Annotated in this window: 20 protein-coding genes; 13 read left to right on the top strand and 7 right to left on the bottom strand. The window is 52.8% G+C overall.

Going from position 1 to position 18,529, the window contains the following annotated elements:
* Nucleotides 1-56: 56 nt before the first annotated feature.
* The 3 genes from AC50Y3_RS22195 to AC50Y3_RS22185 are packed head-to-tail and all read left to right on the top strand — an operon-like array spanning nucleotide 57 to nucleotide 2,632.
* Nucleotides 57-1,034, top strand: a complete 978-nt coding sequence (locus AC50Y3_RS22195; protein ID WP_494820900.1) for an ABC transporter ATP-binding protein — start codon at nucleotides 57-59, stop codon at nucleotides 1,032-1,034.
* A complete protein-coding gene (locus AC50Y3_RS22190; protein ID WP_494820899.1) occupies nucleotides 1,031-1,840 on the top strand; it encodes an ABC transporter permease in 810 nt (269 codons plus the stop codon). The genes AC50Y3_RS22195 and AC50Y3_RS22190 overlap by 4 nt, the downstream gene beginning before the upstream one ends.
* A gap of 9 nt (nucleotides 1,841-1,849) precedes the next feature.
* Nucleotides 1,850-2,632 (top strand): ABC transporter permease, encoded by a 783-nt coding sequence (locus AC50Y3_RS22185; RefSeq protein WP_494820898.1) that lies wholly within the window; start codon nucleotides 1,850-1,852, stop codon nucleotides 2,630-2,632.
* A 229-nt stretch (nucleotides 2,633-2,861) separates the two neighbouring features.
* On the opposite strand, the gene AC50Y3_RS22180 is transcribed toward AC50Y3_RS22185, so the two are convergent.
* The 4 genes from AC50Y3_RS22180 to AC50Y3_RS22165 form a co-directional block, all read right to left on the bottom strand.
* On the bottom strand, nucleotides 2,862-3,680 hold the full coding sequence (locus AC50Y3_RS22180) for a MerR family transcriptional regulator (protein ID WP_494820897.1): 819 nt from the start codon (nucleotides 3,678-3,680) through the stop codon (nucleotides 2,862-2,864).
* A gap of 113 nt (nucleotides 3,681-3,793) precedes the next feature.
* A complete protein-coding gene (locus tag AC50Y3_RS22175; RefSeq protein ID WP_494820896.1) occupies nucleotides 3,794-4,531 on the bottom strand; it encodes an MOSC domain-containing protein in 738 nt (245 codons plus the stop codon).
* 167 nt (nucleotides 4,532-4,698) lie between these two features.
* A complete protein-coding gene (locus AC50Y3_RS22170; RefSeq protein ID WP_494820895.1) occupies nucleotides 4,699-5,055 on the bottom strand; it encodes a YmaF family protein in 357 nt (118 codons plus the stop codon).
* Nucleotides 5,056-5,154: 99 nt separating this feature from the next.
* On the bottom strand, nucleotides 5,155-5,478 hold the full coding sequence (locus AC50Y3_RS22165) for a hypothetical protein (RefSeq protein ID WP_494820894.1): 324 nt from the start codon (nucleotides 5,476-5,478) through the stop codon (nucleotides 5,155-5,157).
* Nucleotides 5,479-5,577: 99 nt separating this feature from the next.
* Here AC50Y3_RS22165 and AC50Y3_RS22160 point away from each other — a divergent pair, with 99 nt between their 5' ends.
* The 4 genes from AC50Y3_RS22160 (at nucleotide 5,578) to AC50Y3_RS22145 (ending at nucleotide 9,410) form a co-directional block, all read left to right on the top strand.
* Nucleotides 5,578-6,489, top strand: a complete 912-nt coding sequence (locus AC50Y3_RS22160; RefSeq protein ID WP_494820893.1) for a sugar phosphate isomerase/epimerase — start codon at nucleotides 5,578-5,580, stop codon at nucleotides 6,487-6,489.
* A gap of 117 nt (nucleotides 6,490-6,606) precedes the next feature.
* The gene (locus tag AC50Y3_RS22155; protein WP_494820892.1) at nucleotides 6,607-8,103 is read left to right on the top strand and encodes an alpha-N-arabinofuranosidase; all 1,497 of its coding nucleotides are present in this window, start codon (nucleotides 6,607-6,609) and stop codon (nucleotides 8,101-8,103) included.
* A gap of 5 nt (nucleotides 8,104-8,108) precedes the next feature.
* Nucleotides 8,109-8,390, top strand: coding sequence for a DUF6171 family protein (locus tag AC50Y3_RS22150; protein ID WP_494820891.1), 282 nt, complete (start codon nucleotides 8,109-8,111; stop codon nucleotides 8,388-8,390).
* Nucleotides 8,391-8,555: 165 nt separating this feature from the next.
* Entirely contained in the window at nucleotides 8,556-9,410 is an 855-nt protein-coding gene (locus AC50Y3_RS22145; protein ID WP_494820890.1) for a protein phosphatase 2C domain-containing protein, read from the top strand.
* A 15-nt stretch (nucleotides 9,411-9,425) separates the two neighbouring features.
* On the opposite strand, the gene AC50Y3_RS22140 is transcribed toward AC50Y3_RS22145, so the two are convergent.
* Nucleotides 9,426-10,298: an SDR family oxidoreductase gene (locus AC50Y3_RS22140; protein ID WP_494820889.1), complete on the bottom strand. Its 873-nt coding sequence runs from the start codon at nucleotides 10,296-10,298 to the stop codon at nucleotides 9,426-9,428.
* A gap of 116 nt (nucleotides 10,299-10,414) precedes the next feature.
* Here AC50Y3_RS22140 and AC50Y3_RS22135 point away from each other — a divergent pair, with 116 nt between their 5' ends.
* Both AC50Y3_RS22135 and AC50Y3_RS22130 read left to right on the top strand, forming a co-directional pair.
* Nucleotides 10,415-11,029, top strand: a complete 615-nt coding sequence (locus AC50Y3_RS22135; RefSeq protein WP_494820888.1) for a phosphatase PAP2 family protein — start codon at nucleotides 10,415-10,417, stop codon at nucleotides 11,027-11,029.
* A 107-nt stretch (nucleotides 11,030-11,136) separates the two neighbouring features.
* Entirely contained in the window at nucleotides 11,137-12,345 is a 1,209-nt protein-coding gene (locus tag AC50Y3_RS22130) for a copper amine oxidase N-terminal domain-containing protein (protein WP_494820887.1), read from the top strand.
* Between the two features lie 506 nt (nucleotides 12,346-12,851).
* On the opposite strand, the gene AC50Y3_RS22125 is transcribed toward AC50Y3_RS22130, so the two are convergent.
* Nucleotides 12,852-13,547: a Dph6-related ATP pyrophosphatase gene (locus tag AC50Y3_RS22125; RefSeq protein ID WP_494820886.1), complete on the bottom strand. Its 696-nt coding sequence runs from the start codon at nucleotides 13,545-13,547 to the stop codon at nucleotides 12,852-12,854.
* A 106-nt stretch (nucleotides 13,548-13,653) separates the two neighbouring features.
* Between AC50Y3_RS22125 and AC50Y3_RS22120 the strand changes: the two genes are divergently transcribed.
* From AC50Y3_RS22120 to AC50Y3_RS22110, 3 genes are all read left to right on the top strand, one after another.
* On the top strand, nucleotides 13,654-14,787 hold the full coding sequence (locus AC50Y3_RS22120) for a glycerate kinase (RefSeq protein WP_494820885.1): 1,134 nt from the start codon (nucleotides 13,654-13,656) through the stop codon (nucleotides 14,785-14,787).
* 95 nt (nucleotides 14,788-14,882) lie between these two features.
* Nucleotides 14,883-15,470, top strand: coding sequence for an RNA polymerase sigma factor (locus tag AC50Y3_RS22115; RefSeq protein ID WP_494820884.1), 588 nt, complete (start codon nucleotides 14,883-14,885; stop codon nucleotides 15,468-15,470).
* A gap of 201 nt (nucleotides 15,471-15,671) precedes the next feature.
* Nucleotides 15,672-16,691, top strand: coding sequence for an HD-GYP domain-containing protein (locus AC50Y3_RS22110; protein ID WP_494820883.1), 1,020 nt, complete (start codon nucleotides 15,672-15,674; stop codon nucleotides 16,689-16,691).
* Nucleotides 16,692-16,770: 79 nt separating this feature from the next.
* Here AC50Y3_RS22110 and AC50Y3_RS22105 read toward each other — a convergent pair whose 3' ends face one another.
* Entirely contained in the window at nucleotides 16,771-17,103 is a 333-nt protein-coding gene (locus AC50Y3_RS22105) for a winged helix-turn-helix transcriptional regulator (protein ID WP_494820882.1), read from the bottom strand.
* Nucleotides 17,104-17,275: 172 nt separating this feature from the next.
* Here AC50Y3_RS22105 and AC50Y3_RS22100 point away from each other — a divergent pair, with 172 nt between their 5' ends.
* Entirely contained in the window at nucleotides 17,276-18,214 is a 939-nt protein-coding gene (locus AC50Y3_RS22100) for an aldo/keto reductase family protein (protein ID WP_494820881.1), read from the top strand.
* The last annotated feature ends 315 nt before the right edge of the window (nucleotides 18,215-18,529 follow it).

Raw genomic sequence — 18,529 nt, 5'->3', positions numbered from 1 at the left:
TACTATCTTCTCCCTGTCGCTTTTCTAAAATCTTCAATTTCTGGAGGTATCGGTACGTGATAACCGTAGAAGGAATCAGTAAGACATTCCTGGTCGCCAAGCGGCAATCAGGTGTTGGCCATGCGCTCAAATCGTTATTCCACCGGGAATACACGGCCGTTGAAGCGCTGCAAAATATTTCGTTCCACATCCCTCCGGGTGAAATCGTCGGGTACATCGGGCCAAACGGTGCCGGAAAATCGACTACGATCAAGATCATGAGCGGCATTCTCGTACCTGACCGAGGTTCCTGTGTGATTAAGGGATTTACCCCGTGGGAGGATCGGGTCAAGTACGTGAAGAACATCGGCGTCGTGTTCGGACAGCGCTCCCAGTTGTGGTGGGATGTCCCCGTCATCGAGTCATTTGATCTGCTGCGCGATATCTACAACGTTCCGCAAGCACAGTACCGCGAGACACTTACGCTGCTCACCGAAACGCTGGACCTGGGAAGCATTCTGTACACACCGGTGCGACAGCTCAGCTTGGGGCAGCGAATGCGCTGTGAAATAGCCGCCTCGCTGCTGCACAGCCCAAGCATCTTGTTCTTGGATGAACCGACGATTGGGCTCGATGCTGTCTCCAAGATTGCGGTGCGCCAATTCATTAAGACGATCAACAAAGAGAAAGGCGTTACCGTCATTCTGACCACGCATGATATGAACGATATCGAAGCGCTGGCGAGTCGGATTCTGCTGATCGGAAAAGGAACACTGCTCTATGATGGCAATGTGCAGGGGCTTCGCAGCCGATTCGGCACGAAACGAACGATAACCGCCGATTATCATGAGAACAGCCGCCCTATTGCCATACCCGGCGTATCGCTCCTGTCTTGGACGCCGGAGCGGGCGATCCTCAGCGTAGATACGGAGCAGGTGATGATCTCGGAAGCGATCGCGCAGCTGTCTGCACAGGTTGAGCTGCTGGATGTGGCGATCGAAACGCAGCCGATTGAAGACATCATTGTGCAGATGTACAAGGAGTATCAGCTATGATGAGGGCGTATATGTCCGTATTCAAGCTGCGAATCAGCACCGGGCTGCAATATCGAGCGGCGGCATTGGCCGGAATCGGCACGCAATTTTTCTTCGGGTTTATGTTTATTATGATTTTTGAAGCGTTCTACGCGCATTCCACCGGGCAAGAACCTCCTATGACACTGTCCCAAGTGATCACCTACACCTGGCTGAGGCAAGCTTTTCTCGCTTTGGTGATGTTATGGCTGCGAGATAACGAGCTGTTCTCGCTCATCAAGAGCGGCAACATTGCTTATGAATTGTGCAGGCCCAGCAGTATTTATAACTTCTGGTACGCCAAGCTGCTTGCACAACGATTGTCGAGCGCGCTGTTAAGATGTTCTCCTATTCTGCTAGTCACGGTTTTCCTGCCTCGGCCTTACCGGCTTGAGCTTCCTCCGGATTGGCTTACCTTTCTGATCTTCCTTGCGGTTTTGGTTATAAGTATGTTAATGGTTGTTGCCATCTCGATGCTCATCTACATATCGGTGTTTGTTACGATGTCACCGGGCGGTTCCTTGTTAATTTTTAGCGTTTTCGGGGATTTTCTGGCGGGGATGATCGTGCCGATTCCGCTTATGCCGGGGTGGATGCAAGAGATTGTCTATTTGCTGCCTTTCCATTGGACGGTAGATTTCCCATTCCGCGTATTTACGGGTGACATCGCGAAGCTGGATGCGCTGAAGGGGCTGGCCATGCAAGCGGCTTGGCTGATCGCGTTAGTCGCATTGGGCAAATTCACGATGAACCGCTCGCTTCGGCGCGTCGTTGTGCAGGGAGGGTGAGGAGGCGTCATGAGCTTATATTTGAAATATATGAAAATCATCCTTAAATCGGAGATGCAGTACCGGGTATCCTTCCTGCTGCTGACGCTGGGTCAATGTCTAACCCCGTTTACAACGTTCGCCGGGGTGTACTTTATGTTCGAGCAGTTCGGCCAGCTCAAAGGGTGGAATTTGTATGAGGTCGTGCTTTGTTTTGCTGTGACGCAGATGGCTTTCTCGTTTACGGAATGTTTTGGCCGAGGATTTGATACATTCTCCAGCCTGGTCGTGAGCGGAGATTTCGACCGCTTGCTGGTTCGTCCCCGGGGCACGGTCATCCAAGTATTCGGCTCTCGGTTCGAGTTCGCCCGAATTGGCCGGCTGCTGCTGAGCGGTGTCGTGTTAATCTGGGCTGCAGGCAATATCCAAGTGGACTGGACGCCGCTGAAGGTAACCACGTTGGTATTGATGGTGGTCAGCGGGATCGTCATCTTCACGGGCATCTTTATCCTCGCTGCTTCCATCAGCTTCTGGACGGTGCAGGGGCTGGAGATTGCCAATATCTTCACGGACGGCGGACGCGAAATGACGCAGTACCCGCTGAATATCTATCACAAATGGGTGAAGAGGTTGTTCACCTTCGTCATCCCATTCGGCTGCGTAAACTACCTGCCGCTGCTGTACATTCTAGGCAGAGAAGGCGGCAATCACCCGCTATACGCGATGGTACCGCTGGCGGGGTTCTTGTTCCTCGTGCCCTGCCTGCTCGTATGGCGCGTCGGCGTACGGCATTATCGGTCGACGGGGTCGTAAGTGCGCAAGAAGAGGTAGCCTAAAAGGTGCCCGGCGGCGCGCCGAAGAACGAGGAAATAAGCCCATGAACGGTACAGGGTACCGCACATGGGCTTAATTTGAAGCGAAAGGTCGCAAGAGCGGTGCTGGTTACCGCACATGAGCCCAATTCAGTGAAAGCAGGTGCAAGAGAGGTACTGGTTACCGCTCTTGCCGGCTTGGCAGAGCCGGTGGCAGGCACGGCCGCATGCTACGGCTTCCGGTACATCGCGATGCAGGCTTCCTTGATGAAAGCCTGCTCCTCGGCGGAGAGCGCGTACAGCTGCGGCTGCTGTTCCGCGGGCAGGGCATTCAACGCCGCCCAAGCCCGCTTCATCCCGGCCGCAATGGCGGGATCGCCCTGCGAACGGCGATTGTTCAGCGCCGTCAACTGCTGAGCCAACGCGACAGCCTCCGGGCCGGTCGGATCCGCGCCGGCGGAGACGAGCCGTTCCAGCTCGGCCCTAAATTGCCTGTAGCTGTGGAACGACTCCTCCGCGAAAGGCTGCTTAACCAGCCGCTGCAGCGTCTCCTTCGAGTACGACTTCGCAGCGATATCCTGCACAGTATGCAGCTCCTCCGGAGTCAAATAGGCGTGAACCCATGTCGGCTTCAGCTCCGTCTGCATGAGCCTAATCACATGAGTGATCGCCTCCACATTTGGCTCACCGGCAGCAACCAGCTTCTCTGTCTCTTCAATCGCGGCGATAACGGAGTCAAGCTGAGCTCGGCGCTCCAACATCATCTGCTTCTGCGCGGCAAGCGCGCGAGTCAGCGAAGCAGACGAGGCGTCGTCAGCCCGTCCTTGCCGCTGCCTGAGGGTTTTAATCTCGTCCAAGGAGAAGCCAAGAAACTTCAACGCGAGAACCTGTTGCAGCTGCGTCAGATCCTCGTCCGTATACAGCCGATGTCCCGCTTCCGTATGAGCGGAAGGAGATAGGATGCCTTTCTTATCGTAGAACTGCAGCGTTCTCACAGAAACAGATGCTTTCTTAGCGAATTCGCTTGTGCGATACAAATGGCTGCTCACCACGGATGTCCTCCTCTCGTACTGAGAACGATCATAGACTACGACGCTGCGTCATACGCAAGCCACAAAGTTCTCCTACGGGCTGCCTTTAACGTTCATCGGAAGGTAGACGCCTACTCCGCCGCCAAATATACCGCATCCCCGACCTGCACCTGCCCGGTTTGCTTCACCGACGCATAGACGCCGAAATGGAGCTTCAACTGCTCATTCACGGTCCGCAGCAAGGAAGCATCGCGCTCAAGCGTCTCGGGATCGATCGTAATCAACGAGCAGCGATCGCAGAACAGATCCACCTGCAGCTGCGCGCTTCCGACCGACAGCTTCCTGCTCAGCCATTCGTATTCATCCGGCGCATTATCATCCAAGGTCACAAGCAGATTCGCCCGGAAACGGAGCGGGTCGAGCGGTTTCCCCCACATCGCTTCGAGCTTGCGAAGCGAGGAATCCGTAATAATGAGGATGCTGGCGGCATCGACCGCAAGCAGATCGAGCGACTGCGGCGTATGTGCGAGCAGGCTCAGCTTTTGCTTAGAGAACGGTTGAATTTCTTGCAGCAAGTCATCATCCCATTGCAGGGACCGACCATCCGGCGCCGTAATTCGCAACCCGGCAAAATGGTCCGCTGCTTCCGCGCCAACCGCCAATGCAGCTCTATAGTGCAGCATGGCAGGTGCGGTTCTGGCCGTGAAATATTGATCCCAGCCTTCCTTCGTCTCATCGATGAAGGCGTGCGAGCGATCCCCGTACAAGCCGTAGCTCTCAATGCGGCTGCTTTGGAGCGCTTCTCCTCCCAAGGATTTAACGGGAAAGCGATGGATTGCGGTAATGGTTCCAATACGAGTTTGCGTCACGGAAAAAGCCTCTCTTCATCAGCGTTATTTAGGTATGCCATATGTATTCCCAATTGTGTCCATTATAGACTGGCGCGAGCATTCTGTCACAGTTCTGCAACTCCGCGAGCATAACAAAAGCTGTCCCAGGCGTCTTTGGCAGACGTCTTGGACAGCCTACATCTTCATTATTTGAGCGGCGCATTAATTAAGGTGGCAAAGTTGAATCGATGGACGTGACCATCAGCCAAGGTCGTTTTTCCCATTACAAAATGAACATGTTTGCCGTTTCCGACGGGAATTGCCGGGCCGGTCGTGATCTTCTTTAACTTGTGGAAATGGCCGAAGAAATCGGTTCTCGTCAAATCGATCTCATGCACGTGGCTGTCTCCGGATTTAATCGCTTCGCCGGTTACGCCAGCGAATCGATGGTTGTGGCGATCGTCGCCTTCTTCAGCCAATTTGGTGCTGCCCTCGAATTCATGGTCATGCTTTTGTGCGCGCCTGCAGGTAGTTGCTCTCTTAAAGGTTCGTTTCCTCTGCATGTGTTCCGCCTCCCTTGGTAAGGTGACTTCTCCACATGCTATTAATTTAGGCGGCCGGAGGTGTTAGGCATCTACAGTTATACAGCGGTGTCGCAAAGGTTATCCGAAAGGAGGAGGAAACACAGGATAATCAGGAGTAACGTTAAACGTAATATTATTTTCGCTTAAATCCCAAGTTATCAGCTTGCCTGTCATGACGTCGAAGTCTGCAAAAATATTAGCAAACGTGAACAGCTGACCGCCTGCGAGTTCAACTGTGCGAAGCACGTAAAGCTGCTGCGCGGAAGGGCCATCCGACGAATTCAGTGCAAACGACACCTCAAGCTGCAAATTAACAGGATCAGTGCCGTAGTTAAACACACGCACGTCAAAGGTCTGAAAGACTCTATCCTCATTTTCAACAATAAACGGAATGATAGCCATGTTTATCACCTACTTGCTTGTTTAATAGAATAGTATATGAGAATAGAAAGCGGAACGTTCGGACATGGGTTCGAAGGAGAAGTGGGAGAGGGGAAGAAGATGCGGCACAACTTCTTGATCGGGCAATATGGGGGCTTTGATGAAGCGAAATATCGGAGAGATTATAGAGAGGGCTTCTACGGAATCGAGGCTTGTCTATTTCAAAAGGATTCCGATATCGAAAGGCTACAACGCCAATCGAAACAAGACGATTTCCGGATCGGCGTTCATTTCCCGCTGCGAGCAGGCAGTTCGCATGTACGGGATGCCTTGTTCCTTGCAAAGGACGAAGCCGTAAGGCGGCAAGCTTTCGCGCGGGTTCAGCATGAGCTCGATTGGATGACAACGATGATTCAGCCCAGCTATGTGTTATTCCATTATCCCAAGCCCGTTATCTTAGATGATCGGGTGGATTGGGGACGTTGGCATTTTGCGGATCGCAGCGAATATGAATTCGAGTCCGCCTACCCATTCGAGCCGTTTCAGGAGAGAAGCGAAGTGCTGTTCGAGTGGCTGGCGCGTAAAGGACAGGAGTACGAGTTTACACCGGTGTTGGAGCTGGATGCGCTGAATAGGTACGTGATGGAAACAAATTGTTTGGAGCGATTGCTCGTGAAGTACAACACCGTCAAGCTTTGTCTCGACACAGCGAGGCTGTACATACAGGAGAGGATGGACCTTTCCTTCAATGCCAGAGCCGTTATTGAACGGTATGCCGGCTATGCGGAGACGATTCATTTGTCGACATTGCGCATAACGGAGAGCGGTGAACGCAAGCAAACGCGGCATCCGGTCTTGCCGCATTTAGATCCAAGCGAGGACTGGGCACCGATCGAGGATTATATGCGAATAATCGGCAAACACAATCCGAATGTGAAAATCATGTTCGAGCATCGATCGGAACAAGTGAGCGCCGAGGAGCTGTCCGCATGCTACAACTGGGTAGAGGAGCTGTTGCGGTCTTTTCCCTAGTCGATAAATAAATACATTGAAATGCGGAGCATCTTATTGTTTAATGGAAGTAAGATGAGTTGTTATTATATTACTTAATTAATAATTTTATTAATTCATAAGGAGATGTCTATCCGCATGACGAACCGCACAGTCATCAACGCAGACCGCAGCAAAGGCAGCATTAACCGCAATATTTACGGCCATTTCTCCGAGCATTTGGGCCGCTGTATTTATGAAGGCATTTGGGTAGGCGAGGATTCGGATATTCCCAATACGCAGGGGATTCGCAATGATGTGTTGAAAGCGCTTCGCCAATTAAATCTGCCTGTGCTGCGTTGGCCGGGCGGTTGCTTTGCCGATGAATATCACTGGCGAGATGGAATCGGACCACGGGAAATGCGGAAACGGATGATCAACACCCACTGGGGCGGTGTCGTGGAGAACAACCATTTTGGCACGCATGAGTTTCTGCTGCTCTGCGAGCTGCTCGGCTGCGAGCCTTATATCAATGGCAATGTAGGCAGCGGAACAGTCCAGGAAATGCAGGAGTGGGTCGAATATATGACTTTCGACGGGGAGTCGCCTATGGCAAATGAGCGGCAGGCCAATGGACGCGACGAGCCTTGGAAGATCAGCTATTTTGGCGTGGGCAACGAGAACTGGGGCTGCGGCGGCAACATGCGGCCGGAATATTATGCGGATCTCTACAGGCGCTATCAAACCTACGTACGTAACTACGGCGATAACAAAATCTTCCGTATCGCGTGCGGCGCCAGCGATTTCGATTACAATTGGACGGAAGTGCTGATGCGGGATGCGGCGCGTTTCATGGATGGCTTGACGCTCCATTATTATACGATTCCGCATAACTGGCAGCAGAAGGGATCAGCTACGGACTTCGAAACATCGGAATGGTTCGAAACGCTGCGCAAAGCGCTTGTGATGGACGAGCTCGTTCAGAAACACAGCACCATTATGGATAAATACGACCCGCAGAAACGGATCAGCCTTATCGTGGACGAATGGGGCACTTGGTACGATGTAGAGCCGGGCACGAACCCGGGCTTCCTCTATCAGCAAAATACGATGCGCGATGCGCTTGTCGCGGCAGCTACGCTGCATATTTTCCATAATCACTGTGACCGGGTGCGGATGGCGAACATCGCGCAGACCGTCAATGTCTTGCAATCCGTCATTCTGACGGAAGGCGCACGGATGACGGTTACGCCGACTTACCATGTCTTCGACATGTTCAAAGTCCACCATGATGCAGAGGCGCTCGATATCAACCATCAAGCGGCGTCCTACAGCCTGAATGGTGCCTCGATTCCGCAGACGAGCGTGTCCGCTTCCCGCGGCAAGGATGGGGTGATCCACGTCAGCCTTTGTAATCTGAGCCATAATGAGCCGGCGGAAATTACACTTGAGCTGAGAGGTCTGACGCAGCAAACGATCGGCGGTCTGTCGCTCAGCGGAACCGTGCTGCAGGGCAGTGCGTTAAACGCTCATAATACCGTAGAGCAGCCGGAAGATGTAACTCCTTCGGTACTGAAGGCGATTGAGCAGCATGAAGAAGGTACGATTCATGTGACGTTGCCGCCTGCTTCAGTAGCAGTGCTTCGTGTGGGCTAGGGCTAATGCGCATGGGAGCTGACACGCAGAGACAGGAAGGCTGCAAAGGCTGCAGTGCATCCGTGCATGTGGAGGAAGCGCAGCTGCAGCGGATTCTAAGCAAGCTTGCGCTGCATCCCGGCGATTGTGTCCCGGACACGCAGTATGAGCGCAGACTCTCGAATTGTGAAGGGTGCGCGTCCCTTCAATACGGCACAACCTGCGCGCATTGCGGCTGCTTCGTGAAGGTGCGAGCGAAGCTCGCGGCGAAGGGATGTCCGCATCCGGGCGGTTCGAGATGGCAATGAAATAAGAAGACCCGAGTCGGCTGCAGTGGGAGCCGGTTCGGGTCTTCTCTTTATTTTTCCCCTAGGCATGAAATCGGATTGCCTTTATCCGGCGTCTATCTTATGCTAAAATCTACTGCCGGCAATTACGAGCGAATCTATCTCAAAAGGAGAGGTCGAACGATTATGGAACTCACTTCAGTATCGGTAAAAGGGGTAAGCCCTTGGAATGAGGATGCTATTATTCGCAATGATGAGCTCCAGCTGTTCGGCGTTATAGATGGAGCGACTTCACTTGTCCCGTACAAAGGGCCAGGTGGGGAAAGCGGCGGCTACCTAGCTGCGCAGCTGGTGGCTCGGACATGCAATGAAGCTACGGCTGAAGAGGCAGCTTCGGATATGCTGATGAATCTGCTCACCCATGCCAATACCTCGCTGCGAGCAGCAATGGTAGAAGCGGGGATATCGCCGGAGCAGAAGGAATCCGTGTGGAATGCTTGTGCGGCCTTGGTACGGATTCAGCCCAAATGGATTGATTTTGCCCAACTAGGCGATTGTATGCTGGCCGTTTATTACACGGACGGTTCGATACGTATCATTACGAACGATCAATTGGCACATGTGGATGACCGGACCAAAGCGGTCTGGGCAGAAGGCGTCGCGGCAGGTCTAACGACTCGTGAAGCACTCTGGGAGCACAGTAAGCCGGTTATTATAGAGGGGCGCGAAGTGGCAAACACGCTTGGCGGATACGGCGTTATTAACGGTGACCCGACGTTTAGTGATTACGCGGAATTCGGCCGAATCAGCCGGACGAATGTGAAATCGCTGCTGCTCTTTACCGATGGCCTCTACATTCCTAAGCCTCCGGGAGAGCCGGACAAGGATAGCGCCGTTGAGATTGCATCGCTTGTCCGAGAAATGGGGCTCCCCCGCTATATCGAGTGGCTTACGGAGCTTGAAGAGACCGATCCGGATTGCACGTGTTTCCCGCGCGTGAAGAAATCCGATGATAAAAGCGCAATCTGGCTCGAACTGTAGCTGCTTCGACTTCGATTAGAAGCCGTGCTTCGCGGCATAACGGCCCCAGTGCGGCCGGCTGCCGTCTGCATCCGCGAAGCCGTATTCCTCGGACAAGTCCCACGAGGTCAAAGCTTGGCCGCTTCGCTCAAGCACATTCGGATCGGATGCGAGTGCAGCGGCAGCTTGACCGATAAGAGCAGGCGTTTCCGATTGGAGAAAATGGGGATCCTTTGCAGCAGCGTCCCGCCAATTGCTTTCCTGCACGCCGAAGTGATCCAGCATCGCCTCTGAACGTAGGAAGCCGGGCGTTAAGGCAACCGCCGCAATATTATGCGGGCGGAGGTCTGCTGCCATCGCTTGCGCCAGATGGATGACGGAAATCTTCGCTAGACTGTAGTAGAGATTGCCGCGGTACCGGTAATCGTAGCCGTCGGTTATTTCGATAATTAGCCCGCCGGAGCCATGGGCGATCATCAGCGGTGCGGCGTAGTAGCTGGCCATCATATGCGTATGGACACCGCGCTGCTGAATTAGCAGACCGTTCTGCAGCGAATGCTCCCAGAACGGCTCATGCCATACCGTGAGAGGGTCGCCGCCCCAGATATCGTTCACTTGAATATCCAGTCGGCCTTGCTGCTCCTCAGCAACACGGGCGTATAGTGCGCGGACATCGTCCTCCACTGTATAGTCGCAGCGGACGGGGATGCCTTTGCCGCCGGCTGCAGTCACAAGCTCTGCCGTTTCTTCTATGGTTTCGCTGCGGCCCATGTCTGACAAGCTGCCTCGCACGCTGCGGCCTGTCACATAGACGGTAGCACCTGCGCGGCCAAGTGCGATCGCAATGCCGCGCCCGGCGCCTCTTGTCGCTCCTGCGACGACGGCTATTTTTCCATCCAGTGGTCTCATTCGGGTATCTTCTCCTTTAATGGGTCGAGTTTGTTGGGTGTTTCTATTTATTCTACCCTGTCTTGACTGACAAAGACGGTCAGTTTCATTTTGTAAATTCGGAGGTTAATTTCGTTATGTGGTTGATTTTGTTTATTCTCGCAATCGTAGGGTTTCAGGGGCTGTCGATGCTTGTATCCCGGGACAAGCTGAAGCAGTTCGATGAAGCCATTATTTCCGCGGTGCAAGGGCAGGAGAATGATACGCTGACCTCCATCGCAAAAGTGTTATCCAAAATCGGCTCGTCCTCCACGATGATACCGTTGGTTCTGCTCGTTGCCGTTCTCTTATTCTTTCTATTGAAGCATCGGAAGGAGCTGGTCTTGCTCCTAGGCGGCATGCTCGGCTCAACGCTGTTGAACGAGCTGCTGAAGGCTGTTTATAAGCGTGCACGTCCGGATATTCACCGGCTCGTTGAGCAGCAAGGATTCAGTTATCCGAGCGGCCACTCGATGGCGGCGTTCACGTTCTATTCTCTCCTTACTTATTTACTGTGGCGTCACATTCACCGGAGAAGATGGCGCATTACGCTCTTAATCTTCAGTGCAGCGATGATGATCAGCATTGGCTTATGCCGTATCTATCTCGGCGTTCATTATCCTTCTGATATTTTGGCAGGGTATTGGATAAGCGCATGCTGGGTGGCATTATGCATCCGGTTGTTCCGAAGCTGGGCACGCACAAGCAAGTAGTTAACGCACGCTATAGTTAACATTTGGAGCGTTGTAAGTCGATATCTCTCTCGTATACTATTATTAGGCATGTCATCCAATAGGAGAGAATGAAAGTGAGGTTTCTTATGAAACGTGTGTTAAGTGTAGTTTTGGCAATTATCGTCGTATTCGCGTCTTTAGCGGGAACCGCTTCCGCGGCAAGCGGAGCATCGGACATCAAAGTGAAACTAAATGGCGAGTGGGTCATCTTCCCTACACCGCCTGTACTACAGAGTGGTAAAACCTACGTGGAATTCCGTACGCTATTTACGAAGCTGGGCTATTCCATTGATTACAACGCTTCGACGAAGCTGATCAAAGCAAAGTCGGCTGTTCGCAGCATTGAGATGAAACCGAGCGGTACGACGGCATTGGTTGACGGTAAGAAGGTCCAGGTCAATGGCGAAATGAAGCTGCTGAACGGCCGTACGATGGTTGGTGTACGCTTCATCGCGACACTATCGGACAAAACGGTCAACTGGGACGGCGTGAAGAAAATTGTTACGATCGTGGATAAAGGGCCAACCGCGCAGCAGCAGGCAGAAGTGTTTGGCGTGCTCGACAAGCTGACTGCGGCAGAGGATGCGCAAGATGCGGCAGCTTATATGGCGGTCTTCCACTCCGAGTCTCCGGTTCGTGATTTAATCCGCGATTCCGTGCAGGAAACGTTCGCGAAAGTTCACACGAAGACGACATTCAGCGAGAAAACAATCGACTCCTATTCATCGGTTGAAGCCGTTGTGTACACGGTAGAGCAATCGGTTAAAGTAGGCGGAGACGGCTTCTTTGCGGATGTGGAGAATGAGATGCTGTACACGCTTCACAAAGAGAACGGCAAATGGGCGATCTACGATGCAGAGCAGATCTCCCATCAAGTGCTCGATCTCGATGGCCTGTGGAAGCAAGAAATTGCAGCGCCTGAAGCAGACAAGACCGCTATTTCGGCACTGATTGCCGCAAACGCTGCGGCTGTAAATGCGAAAGACCTGAATGCATACAAAGCGACATTGGTGCCCGGAGCGGACGGCTTCGAGGAAGATGTTGCTTCCATGGATGAATTGTTCAAGGACACCGAAACCAGCTTGAAGATGAACCTGGAGAAGAATGCCATCGTTGAATTAAACGGTGACAAGGGACTCCTTCTGACGCTGCACACGTTTGAAGTAACCATCGATGGCGAGATGATGCCGATCAAATCGATCAACCTGTACAACCTGAAAAAGGTGGACAATAAGTGGTTGCTCATGCCGGGCAGCAACGAGCTGTACAACGATATGAACGAAACGGAAGAATAGCGTTTAGATTAGATGCCAAGAGGACCGTCTCAAAAGTGTGCTTAGCCACTTTGAGGCGGTCTTTTTTTGTATGTATAAGGGGAGAGGTAGCAGTTACCGCATATTGGCGGTGGAGCGGGGAGTGGGTGCAAGAAAGGTTGTGGTTACCGCACATTGGCGGTGGAGCGGGGAAGTGGACTCAAGAGAGGTAGCAGTACCGCTCAACGACGGGATACCCCGGAAAAGTAGCTCCCAGAGCCACACATCAGCAGTTAGTTGGCGAATCCAGCGAATGTGTAGCTCCCAGAGCCACACATCAGCAGTTAGTTGGCGAATCCAGCGAATGTGTAGCTCCCAGAGCCACACATAGGCAGCAAGTTGGCAAATTCAGCGAATGTGTTGCTCCCAGAGTCACACATCAGCAGTTAGTTGGTGAATCCAGCGAATGTGTAGCTCCTAGAGCAACACATCAGCAGTTTGTTGGCAAATCCAGCGAATGTGTAGCTCCCAGAGCCACCTTCCATCGTTCAGCTCCGATCCAGCTCCAAAGGCAGGAAGGCGTAATCGCCATGCCGCACAATTTCACATTTGCGAACCGGAATTGGCGATTTGAAGATTGGCCCGTCCAGCACGGTTGTGTGAAACTCGCCGCCTTCTCCGCAAGGGTCGACGCTGCGTTCGAGGAGCTCTTTTACAAACTCATGGTCCAGCATGCGCCCGAGATCAGATTCTCGCATACCGAGCGATAAGTTGACGGTCACCACGATCGATAGGAAACCGAGATTGATGAACGTTTCTACGGTTTCCAGATGATCCATTTGCCATAGCGGCATGCCAAGCTGTAATCCCGCCTTCGCCGAAACTTCGTCCTGCCAGCAGCCATAATCCGTCATTTCCAAGTCGCCTGTCACGAGCACCTCGGCTCCGCGTTCCTTGGCTTCTACCAGTAGGCCGATAAAAGCTTGCTCATAATCGGTCCAGCTCGCAGCCGCAGTATAGAGGGGCAGTCCGATCGAATCCGCTTGAGCGCGTATAAGCTCGGGTGGCATGCCGTGGGATCTGGAGCGTTTTCCTTCTTCCTCCAGCATCACGATAAGGCCGATCGCTTCACCAACCTGCATCGCTTTATATAAAGCTAGCGCGCTGTCCTTGCCGCCGCTGAAAGAGGCAATAAATCGATGCCCGACTAATGTGCCATTCTTCCAGTCCTTCATTTCTTCCATCGTGATCATTCCCCGTTATGAATTGTAGTGATGTAGAACAAATTATATAGGATAATTGGAGCTATAATAAATAAAATAGCTATATTCGACGGGAGTAGATCGACATATGAAAGTTGTCATTGCACCTGATTCATTCAAAGGCTCAGCATCGGCAAGGGAGCTGTGCCAAGCCATTGCCCAGGGCATTCGGTCCGTCATGCCGGAGGCAGAGCTGCTGGAGCTGCCGCTGGCCGATGGCGGAGAAGGCATTATGGACAACCTCGTGCACGCTACCGGCGGCAAGCGGATTGAGGCAGCAGCGACCGACCCGCTTGGTCGCGCCATGACAGCCGCTTATGGCGTACTAGGCGATGGCGAGACCGTAATTATTGAAATGGCCCAAGCCTCAGGTCTACCACTGCTAACCGCAGAAGAGAGACAGCCGCTGCTGACATCAAGCCGCGGCACAGGCGAACTGATCAAGCATGCACTCGATCAGGGCTATCGCAAATTCATTATCGGCCTTGGCGGCAGCGCGACCAATGATGGCGGGGCCGGCATGCTGCGAGCGCTGGGTCTGCAGCTGCAAGACGCGCAAGGACAGCCCCTCGCCGAAGGCGGCGGTGCGCTGAGCAAGCTCGCGGAGCTGGATGCCGCCGGGCTGGATCCGCGTCTAGCGGAATCGCAGGTTACGATCGCGAGCGACGTCACCAATCCGCTGTGCGGCCCGCAAGGCGCATCGGCTATCTTCGGCCCGCAGAAGGGGGCAACGCCGGAGATGGTTGCGGTCCTCGATGAGGGACTGCGCCTATTCGCCGAGCAGATCCGCGCCACGCGCGGAATCGACGTGCTAACCCTCCCGGGCGGCGGTGCTGCCGGAGGTATGGGAGCTGGCATTGCCGGATTCATGAATGCAGTGGTCCGCCCCGGCATTGAAGTGGTTATGGAAGCAAGCGGGTTTGCGACAGCAGCGAAGGACGCCGATTACATCATTACCGGTGAAGGCAAGCTGGACGAGCAGACGTTATCCGGTAAGGTTGCGGCAGGGGTGTGCAAAGCTGCGGGATCGCTTGGCGTTCCGGTTATTATTTTGTGCGGGCTGAGGTTGTTGGCGATGGACGAGCTGAGTAAGCTGGGGAAGGTGAGTGCATTCTCCATCGTTCCCGGCCCATGCAGCCTAGAAGAGGCGATGGCTCATACGGCCGAGTGGGCAGAGGCCTGTGCCGCCCAGCTGTTCGGACTTCTAAAAAATTCATTTTGATTTCTCCTCTTTTTCACATCATGTTCACAATGGCCTGTTAGACTGAGAGTCAGGATCAGTGAAACAGGACAAAAGCAGGGGGGAGACCAGATAGCATGAAGCCGTGGACCGAGTTCGAAGAAGCAATCAAGCCGCATCTCCGGCATGTGCGGACATATTGTTATTATTTGACCGCATCCAAATGGGAATCGGAGGATCTGCTGCAGGAGGCGCTGCTTCGGGCATTCAAGCATTATCGGGATACCGGCATTCTTCGTCACCCTAGGTCGCTGCTGTACAAAATCGCCCGCAACGTGCATATTGACGCACATCGCAGACGACGCGGCATAACCGTTCCGATCGATGAGGCGCTTCAGCTGCCGTATTACGATAACAACTACGCCAACATTCGCGGGACGCTGGAGTGGGTAACAGAGCATCTGTCCGCCCGCGAGATGGAGATGCTGCTGCTCGCTGAGGTGTTCGATTATTCCTACCAAGACATTGCCGATGAGCTGCAATGCACGGTTCCGGCTGTGAAAATGGTGCTGCACCGCTCCAAATCCACGCTCCGTAAGCGCGGAACGCAGCAAGAGCCGACGACTACTTCTCCTCGCAGTCGGGCAGGTAAGCGTAAAAGCCCGCCCGCACTTCCATATATGGTAGACCGGTGGACAACGGCATTGATGACCGGCGAATTGTAAATGATTATGACCAGATAAAAAATGGGCCTCTTGGTAGAGAAGGAGGCTCTTTTTGGCGTTTCGAGTAGTTCTTTTGAATCATTATTGCAGTCTGTAAAACAATACCATAGGACAATGGCTGCATCATCATGGTACAGTAGAGTAAACAGTAAACATTTACCTTGGAAAAAAGGAACAAGTACGACTTTTGTTGGAGGCGCTATGCGAAACTATTTGGGGAAAACCTTAAAAAATGAAGTCGTAAATGCATTTGGTGTCACCGTGCTGCCTGCTAACATCGTGCTGCAAGAAGAGCACTTGGTCCTACTGGAGAAGCACAAAATCGATCATATTTCCGTTATCTTTGATGTAGTGGAACCGACGAAGACGGCAGAGCCGAGTGCCCCCCATTCCGCTGTGAGCCAGGTATCGAACCGGGCCAAGGAAATGTATAACTCGATTCGGGAAACAGGCAAGGTTCCGATGGACGAGCTGCAGAATAATATTATTCCCGCTGTAAAGAGCGTGGCCAGCCATCCGAATATTTTTGAATTGTTCGAGGCGGTCAAGGCGCAGGGGGATTATACGTATCAGCACAACATCGGTGTTGGCGTGCTGGCGACGATGATCGGCAAGTGGCTGAATCTTAAAGAGGATGAATTGACAGCGCTTACGCTTGCGGCAACACTGCACGATGTAGGTAAAGTGAAAATTCCGCCGGAAATTATAAACAAGCCAGGCAAGCTGACCGAGGCAGAATTCGAGGTCGTGAAGAAACATACCATTTACGGCTATGAAATATTGAAGAAAACCGAAGGCATCAGCTACCGTGCTGCGTTAGTCGCGCTTCAGCATCATGAGCGCGAAGACGGCAAAGGATATCCGCTCGGACTAACCTCGGATAAAATCGATAGTTTCAGCAAAATCGTTGCGGTGGCGGATATCTTCCATGCGATGTCCTCCGATCGCCCCTATCATAAAGCATTGCCATTTTACGAGGTGGTTCGTCAGCTTCGCGAAGGCTATTTCGGGCAGTTGGACCCGCATATCGTATCGGTTTTCCTGGAGAATATTACGACCAAAATGATCGGCCAGAAAGTCGTACTTACAGATGACCGCGTCGGCGAGATCGTATTTATTAATCCGCATGACGAGGAAGCTCCGCTCGTGCGGATCGGAGAAGAGTTCGTGGATTTGTCCGCGGAGCGTCAGCTGCAAATCAAACAGATTATCGGACTATAGCAGTTAGGGTTCGAGACATAGCAAGAGCAGGGTTCACGTCATGATGTGATGTCCCTGCTCTTTTTCTTTGTGCCGGAGATTAGGTCCACTTGGCAGCCCATAGCTTCATTTCATGCAGAATTTGATGCAGATCGACGCCCTTAGGAGTCAGCGAATATTCAACAGTTACCGGCACAGTAGGGAATACATGGCGCTCAAGCACGCCTTGTCCCTCCAAGTGTCGAAGCGTACTCGTCAGCGCTCGCGGACTAACCGAAGGGATCAACCGCTGCAGCTCGCCAAAACGGCGCTTCTCGCAGAATAGCTCGCGCAAGACAAGAAAGGCCCATTTTCCGCCGATCACATCCAGTGTTCTCTCAATATTGCAGGCGATTTCGGCCGGTACCTTCGGGACATAATTGTTTACAGACATCAGGGAATCCTCCGTTTTAATTAGTTACATAAAGTATAGTATATATATTAAGTATAATATAATGACAAATATTTCACTACTTTAAAATCTATAATGATATGAGTAGAATAGGGGGTGCGTCGGTTTGACAGCGCATGCAGGGAACTGCAATTATCTTTAGGAGGTTGGAGAAATGAATTTTAGAAGACTAGGCGGCAGTGGACTAAAGGTGAGCGAAGTCAGCTTGGGGAGCTGGCTTACATATGGCGGTTATGTTGAACGTGAGAATGCGGTAAAAGCGATCGAGAAGGCGTACGAGCTTGGCGTTAATTTCTTCGATACTGCGAATGTGTACGAGCGCGGTGCTGCGGAAGTATTGCTCGGCGAAACGATCAAGCAGTTCCCGCGTGAATCTTATGTGCTCGCGACTAAAGCGTTCTGGCCAATGGGTGACGGCCCGAATGACCGCGGCTTGTCCCGCAAGCATGTGATCGAGCAGGCGAATGCCAGCTTGAAGCGTCTGAATACAGATTATGTAGATATTTTCTATTGCCACCGCTATGATCCGGAAACGCCGCTGCAAGAGACGCTGCGCGCGATCGACGATCTGATCCGCTCCGGCAAAGTGCTGTATGCAGGTGTAAGCGAGTGGACAGCATCGCAAATGGCAGATGCACTAGGAACGGCTGACCGTTATTTGCTCGACCGTATCGTAGTAAGCCAGCCGATCTACAACATGTTCGAGCGTTATATCGAGAAAGAAGTCATCCCTTACGGGGAGAAGAACGGCATCGGTCAGGTGGTCTTCTCGCCGCTTGCACAAGGTTTGCTAACGGGCAAATACACGTCCGCAGCAGACCTGCCGGAGGGCAGCCGTGCAGCGAAACTCGATTGGATGCGCAAAGGCATCACGGACGAGAAGCTTGCAAAAGTACGCGCCTTGTCCGAAATCGCGGGCGAGCTTGAGATTACGACCGGCCAACTGGCGCTCGCATGGATTCTGCGCCAACCGAACGTAGCTAGTGCTCTAGTTGGCGCAAGCCGTCCGGAGCAAGTTGTCGAGAACGTAGCCGCTTCCGGCATCAAGCTGTCGGAGGACGTGCTGGCACGGATTGAATCGATTTTGGGATAGGTTGTTGCGGCCGGACCGGCTTTGCTGGTCTGGCTTTTTTATTGCCGCTCTCGGCGGTAAAATGCTGCGACAGGGCGCCGAAGTTGCAGTCTAGTATAGTCGATAGCGGCTATCTCTATCGTTTTTGAGAGTAAGCTCCACAGGCGAAACCGCGAGAAAAAGCAGCTGAGAGTCTCGAAATCGAACTCTCAGCACCCACTATAACCCTATACAGAACGGCTGCCAGAACAAGGGGCAGCCGTTTTATTTTTGCTAGCTTCTCATTCCAATCGGAAGAAAGAGGCGTAATTTGGGACTTCAACATGTTTTGTCCGA

The sequence above is a fragment of the Paenibacillus sp. J22R98 genome, from assembly GCF_059383835.1.
The sequence above is the reverse complement of the archived record's forward strand: the minus strand, read 5'-3'. Positions and strand labels throughout refer to the sequence as shown.

What these genes read in the sequence shown, in the direction of transcription:
- AC50Y3_RS22190 (WP_494820899.1), top strand. Translation starts at nt 1,031, where the DNA reads ATGATGAGGGCGTATATGTCCGTATTCAAGCTGCGAATCAGCACCGGG.
- AC50Y3_RS22185 (WP_494820898.1), top strand. Translation starts at nt 1,850, where the DNA reads ATGAGCTTATATTTGAAATATATGAAAATCATCCTTAAATCGGAGATG.
- AC50Y3_RS22170 (WP_494820895.1), bottom strand. Translation starts at nt 5,055, where the DNA reads ATGCAGAGGAAACGAACCTTTAAGAGAGCAACTACCTGCAGGCGCGCA.
- AC50Y3_RS22165 (WP_494820894.1), bottom strand. Translation starts at nt 5,478, where the DNA reads ATGGCTATCATTCCGTTTATTGTTGAAAATGAGGATAGAGTCTTTCAG.
- AC50Y3_RS22160 (WP_494820893.1), top strand. Translation starts at nt 5,578, where the DNA reads ATGCGGCACAACTTCTTGATCGGGCAATATGGGGGCTTTGATGAAGCG.
- AC50Y3_RS22155 (WP_494820892.1), top strand. Translation starts at nt 6,607, where the DNA reads ATGACGAACCGCACAGTCATCAACGCAGACCGCAGCAAAGGCAGCATT.
- AC50Y3_RS22150 (WP_494820891.1), top strand. Translation starts at nt 8,109, where the DNA reads ATGCGCATGGGAGCTGACACGCAGAGACAGGAAGGCTGCAAAGGCTGC.
- AC50Y3_RS22145 (WP_494820890.1), top strand. Translation starts at nt 8,556, where the DNA reads ATGGAACTCACTTCAGTATCGGTAAAAGGGGTAAGCCCTTGGAATGAG.
- AC50Y3_RS22140 (WP_494820889.1), bottom strand. Translation starts at nt 10,298, where the DNA reads ATGAGACCACTGGATGGAAAAATAGCCGTCGTCGCAGGAGCGACAAGA.
- AC50Y3_RS22135 (WP_494820888.1), top strand. Translation starts at nt 10,415, where the DNA reads ATGTGGTTGATTTTGTTTATTCTCGCAATCGTAGGGTTTCAGGGGCTG.
- AC50Y3_RS22130 (WP_494820887.1), top strand. Translation starts at nt 11,137, where the DNA reads ATGAAACGTGTGTTAAGTGTAGTTTTGGCAATTATCGTCGTATTCGCG.
- AC50Y3_RS22125 (WP_494820886.1), bottom strand. Translation starts at nt 13,547, where the DNA reads ATGGAAGAAATGAAGGACTGGAAGAATGGCACATTAGTCGGGCATCGA.
- AC50Y3_RS22120 (WP_494820885.1), top strand. Translation starts at nt 13,654, where the DNA reads ATGAAAGTTGTCATTGCACCTGATTCATTCAAAGGCTCAGCATCGGCA.
- AC50Y3_RS22115 (WP_494820884.1), top strand. Translation starts at nt 14,883, where the DNA reads ATGAAGCCGTGGACCGAGTTCGAAGAAGCAATCAAGCCGCATCTCCGG.
- AC50Y3_RS22110 (WP_494820883.1), top strand. Translation starts at nt 15,672, where the DNA reads ATGCGAAACTATTTGGGGAAAACCTTAAAAAATGAAGTCGTAAATGCA.
- AC50Y3_RS22105 (WP_494820882.1), bottom strand. Translation starts at nt 17,103, where the DNA reads ATGTCTGTAAACAATTATGTCCCGAAGGTACCGGCCGAAATCGCCTGC.
- AC50Y3_RS22100 (WP_494820881.1), top strand. Translation starts at nt 17,276, where the DNA reads ATGAATTTTAGAAGACTAGGCGGCAGTGGACTAAAGGTGAGCGAAGTC.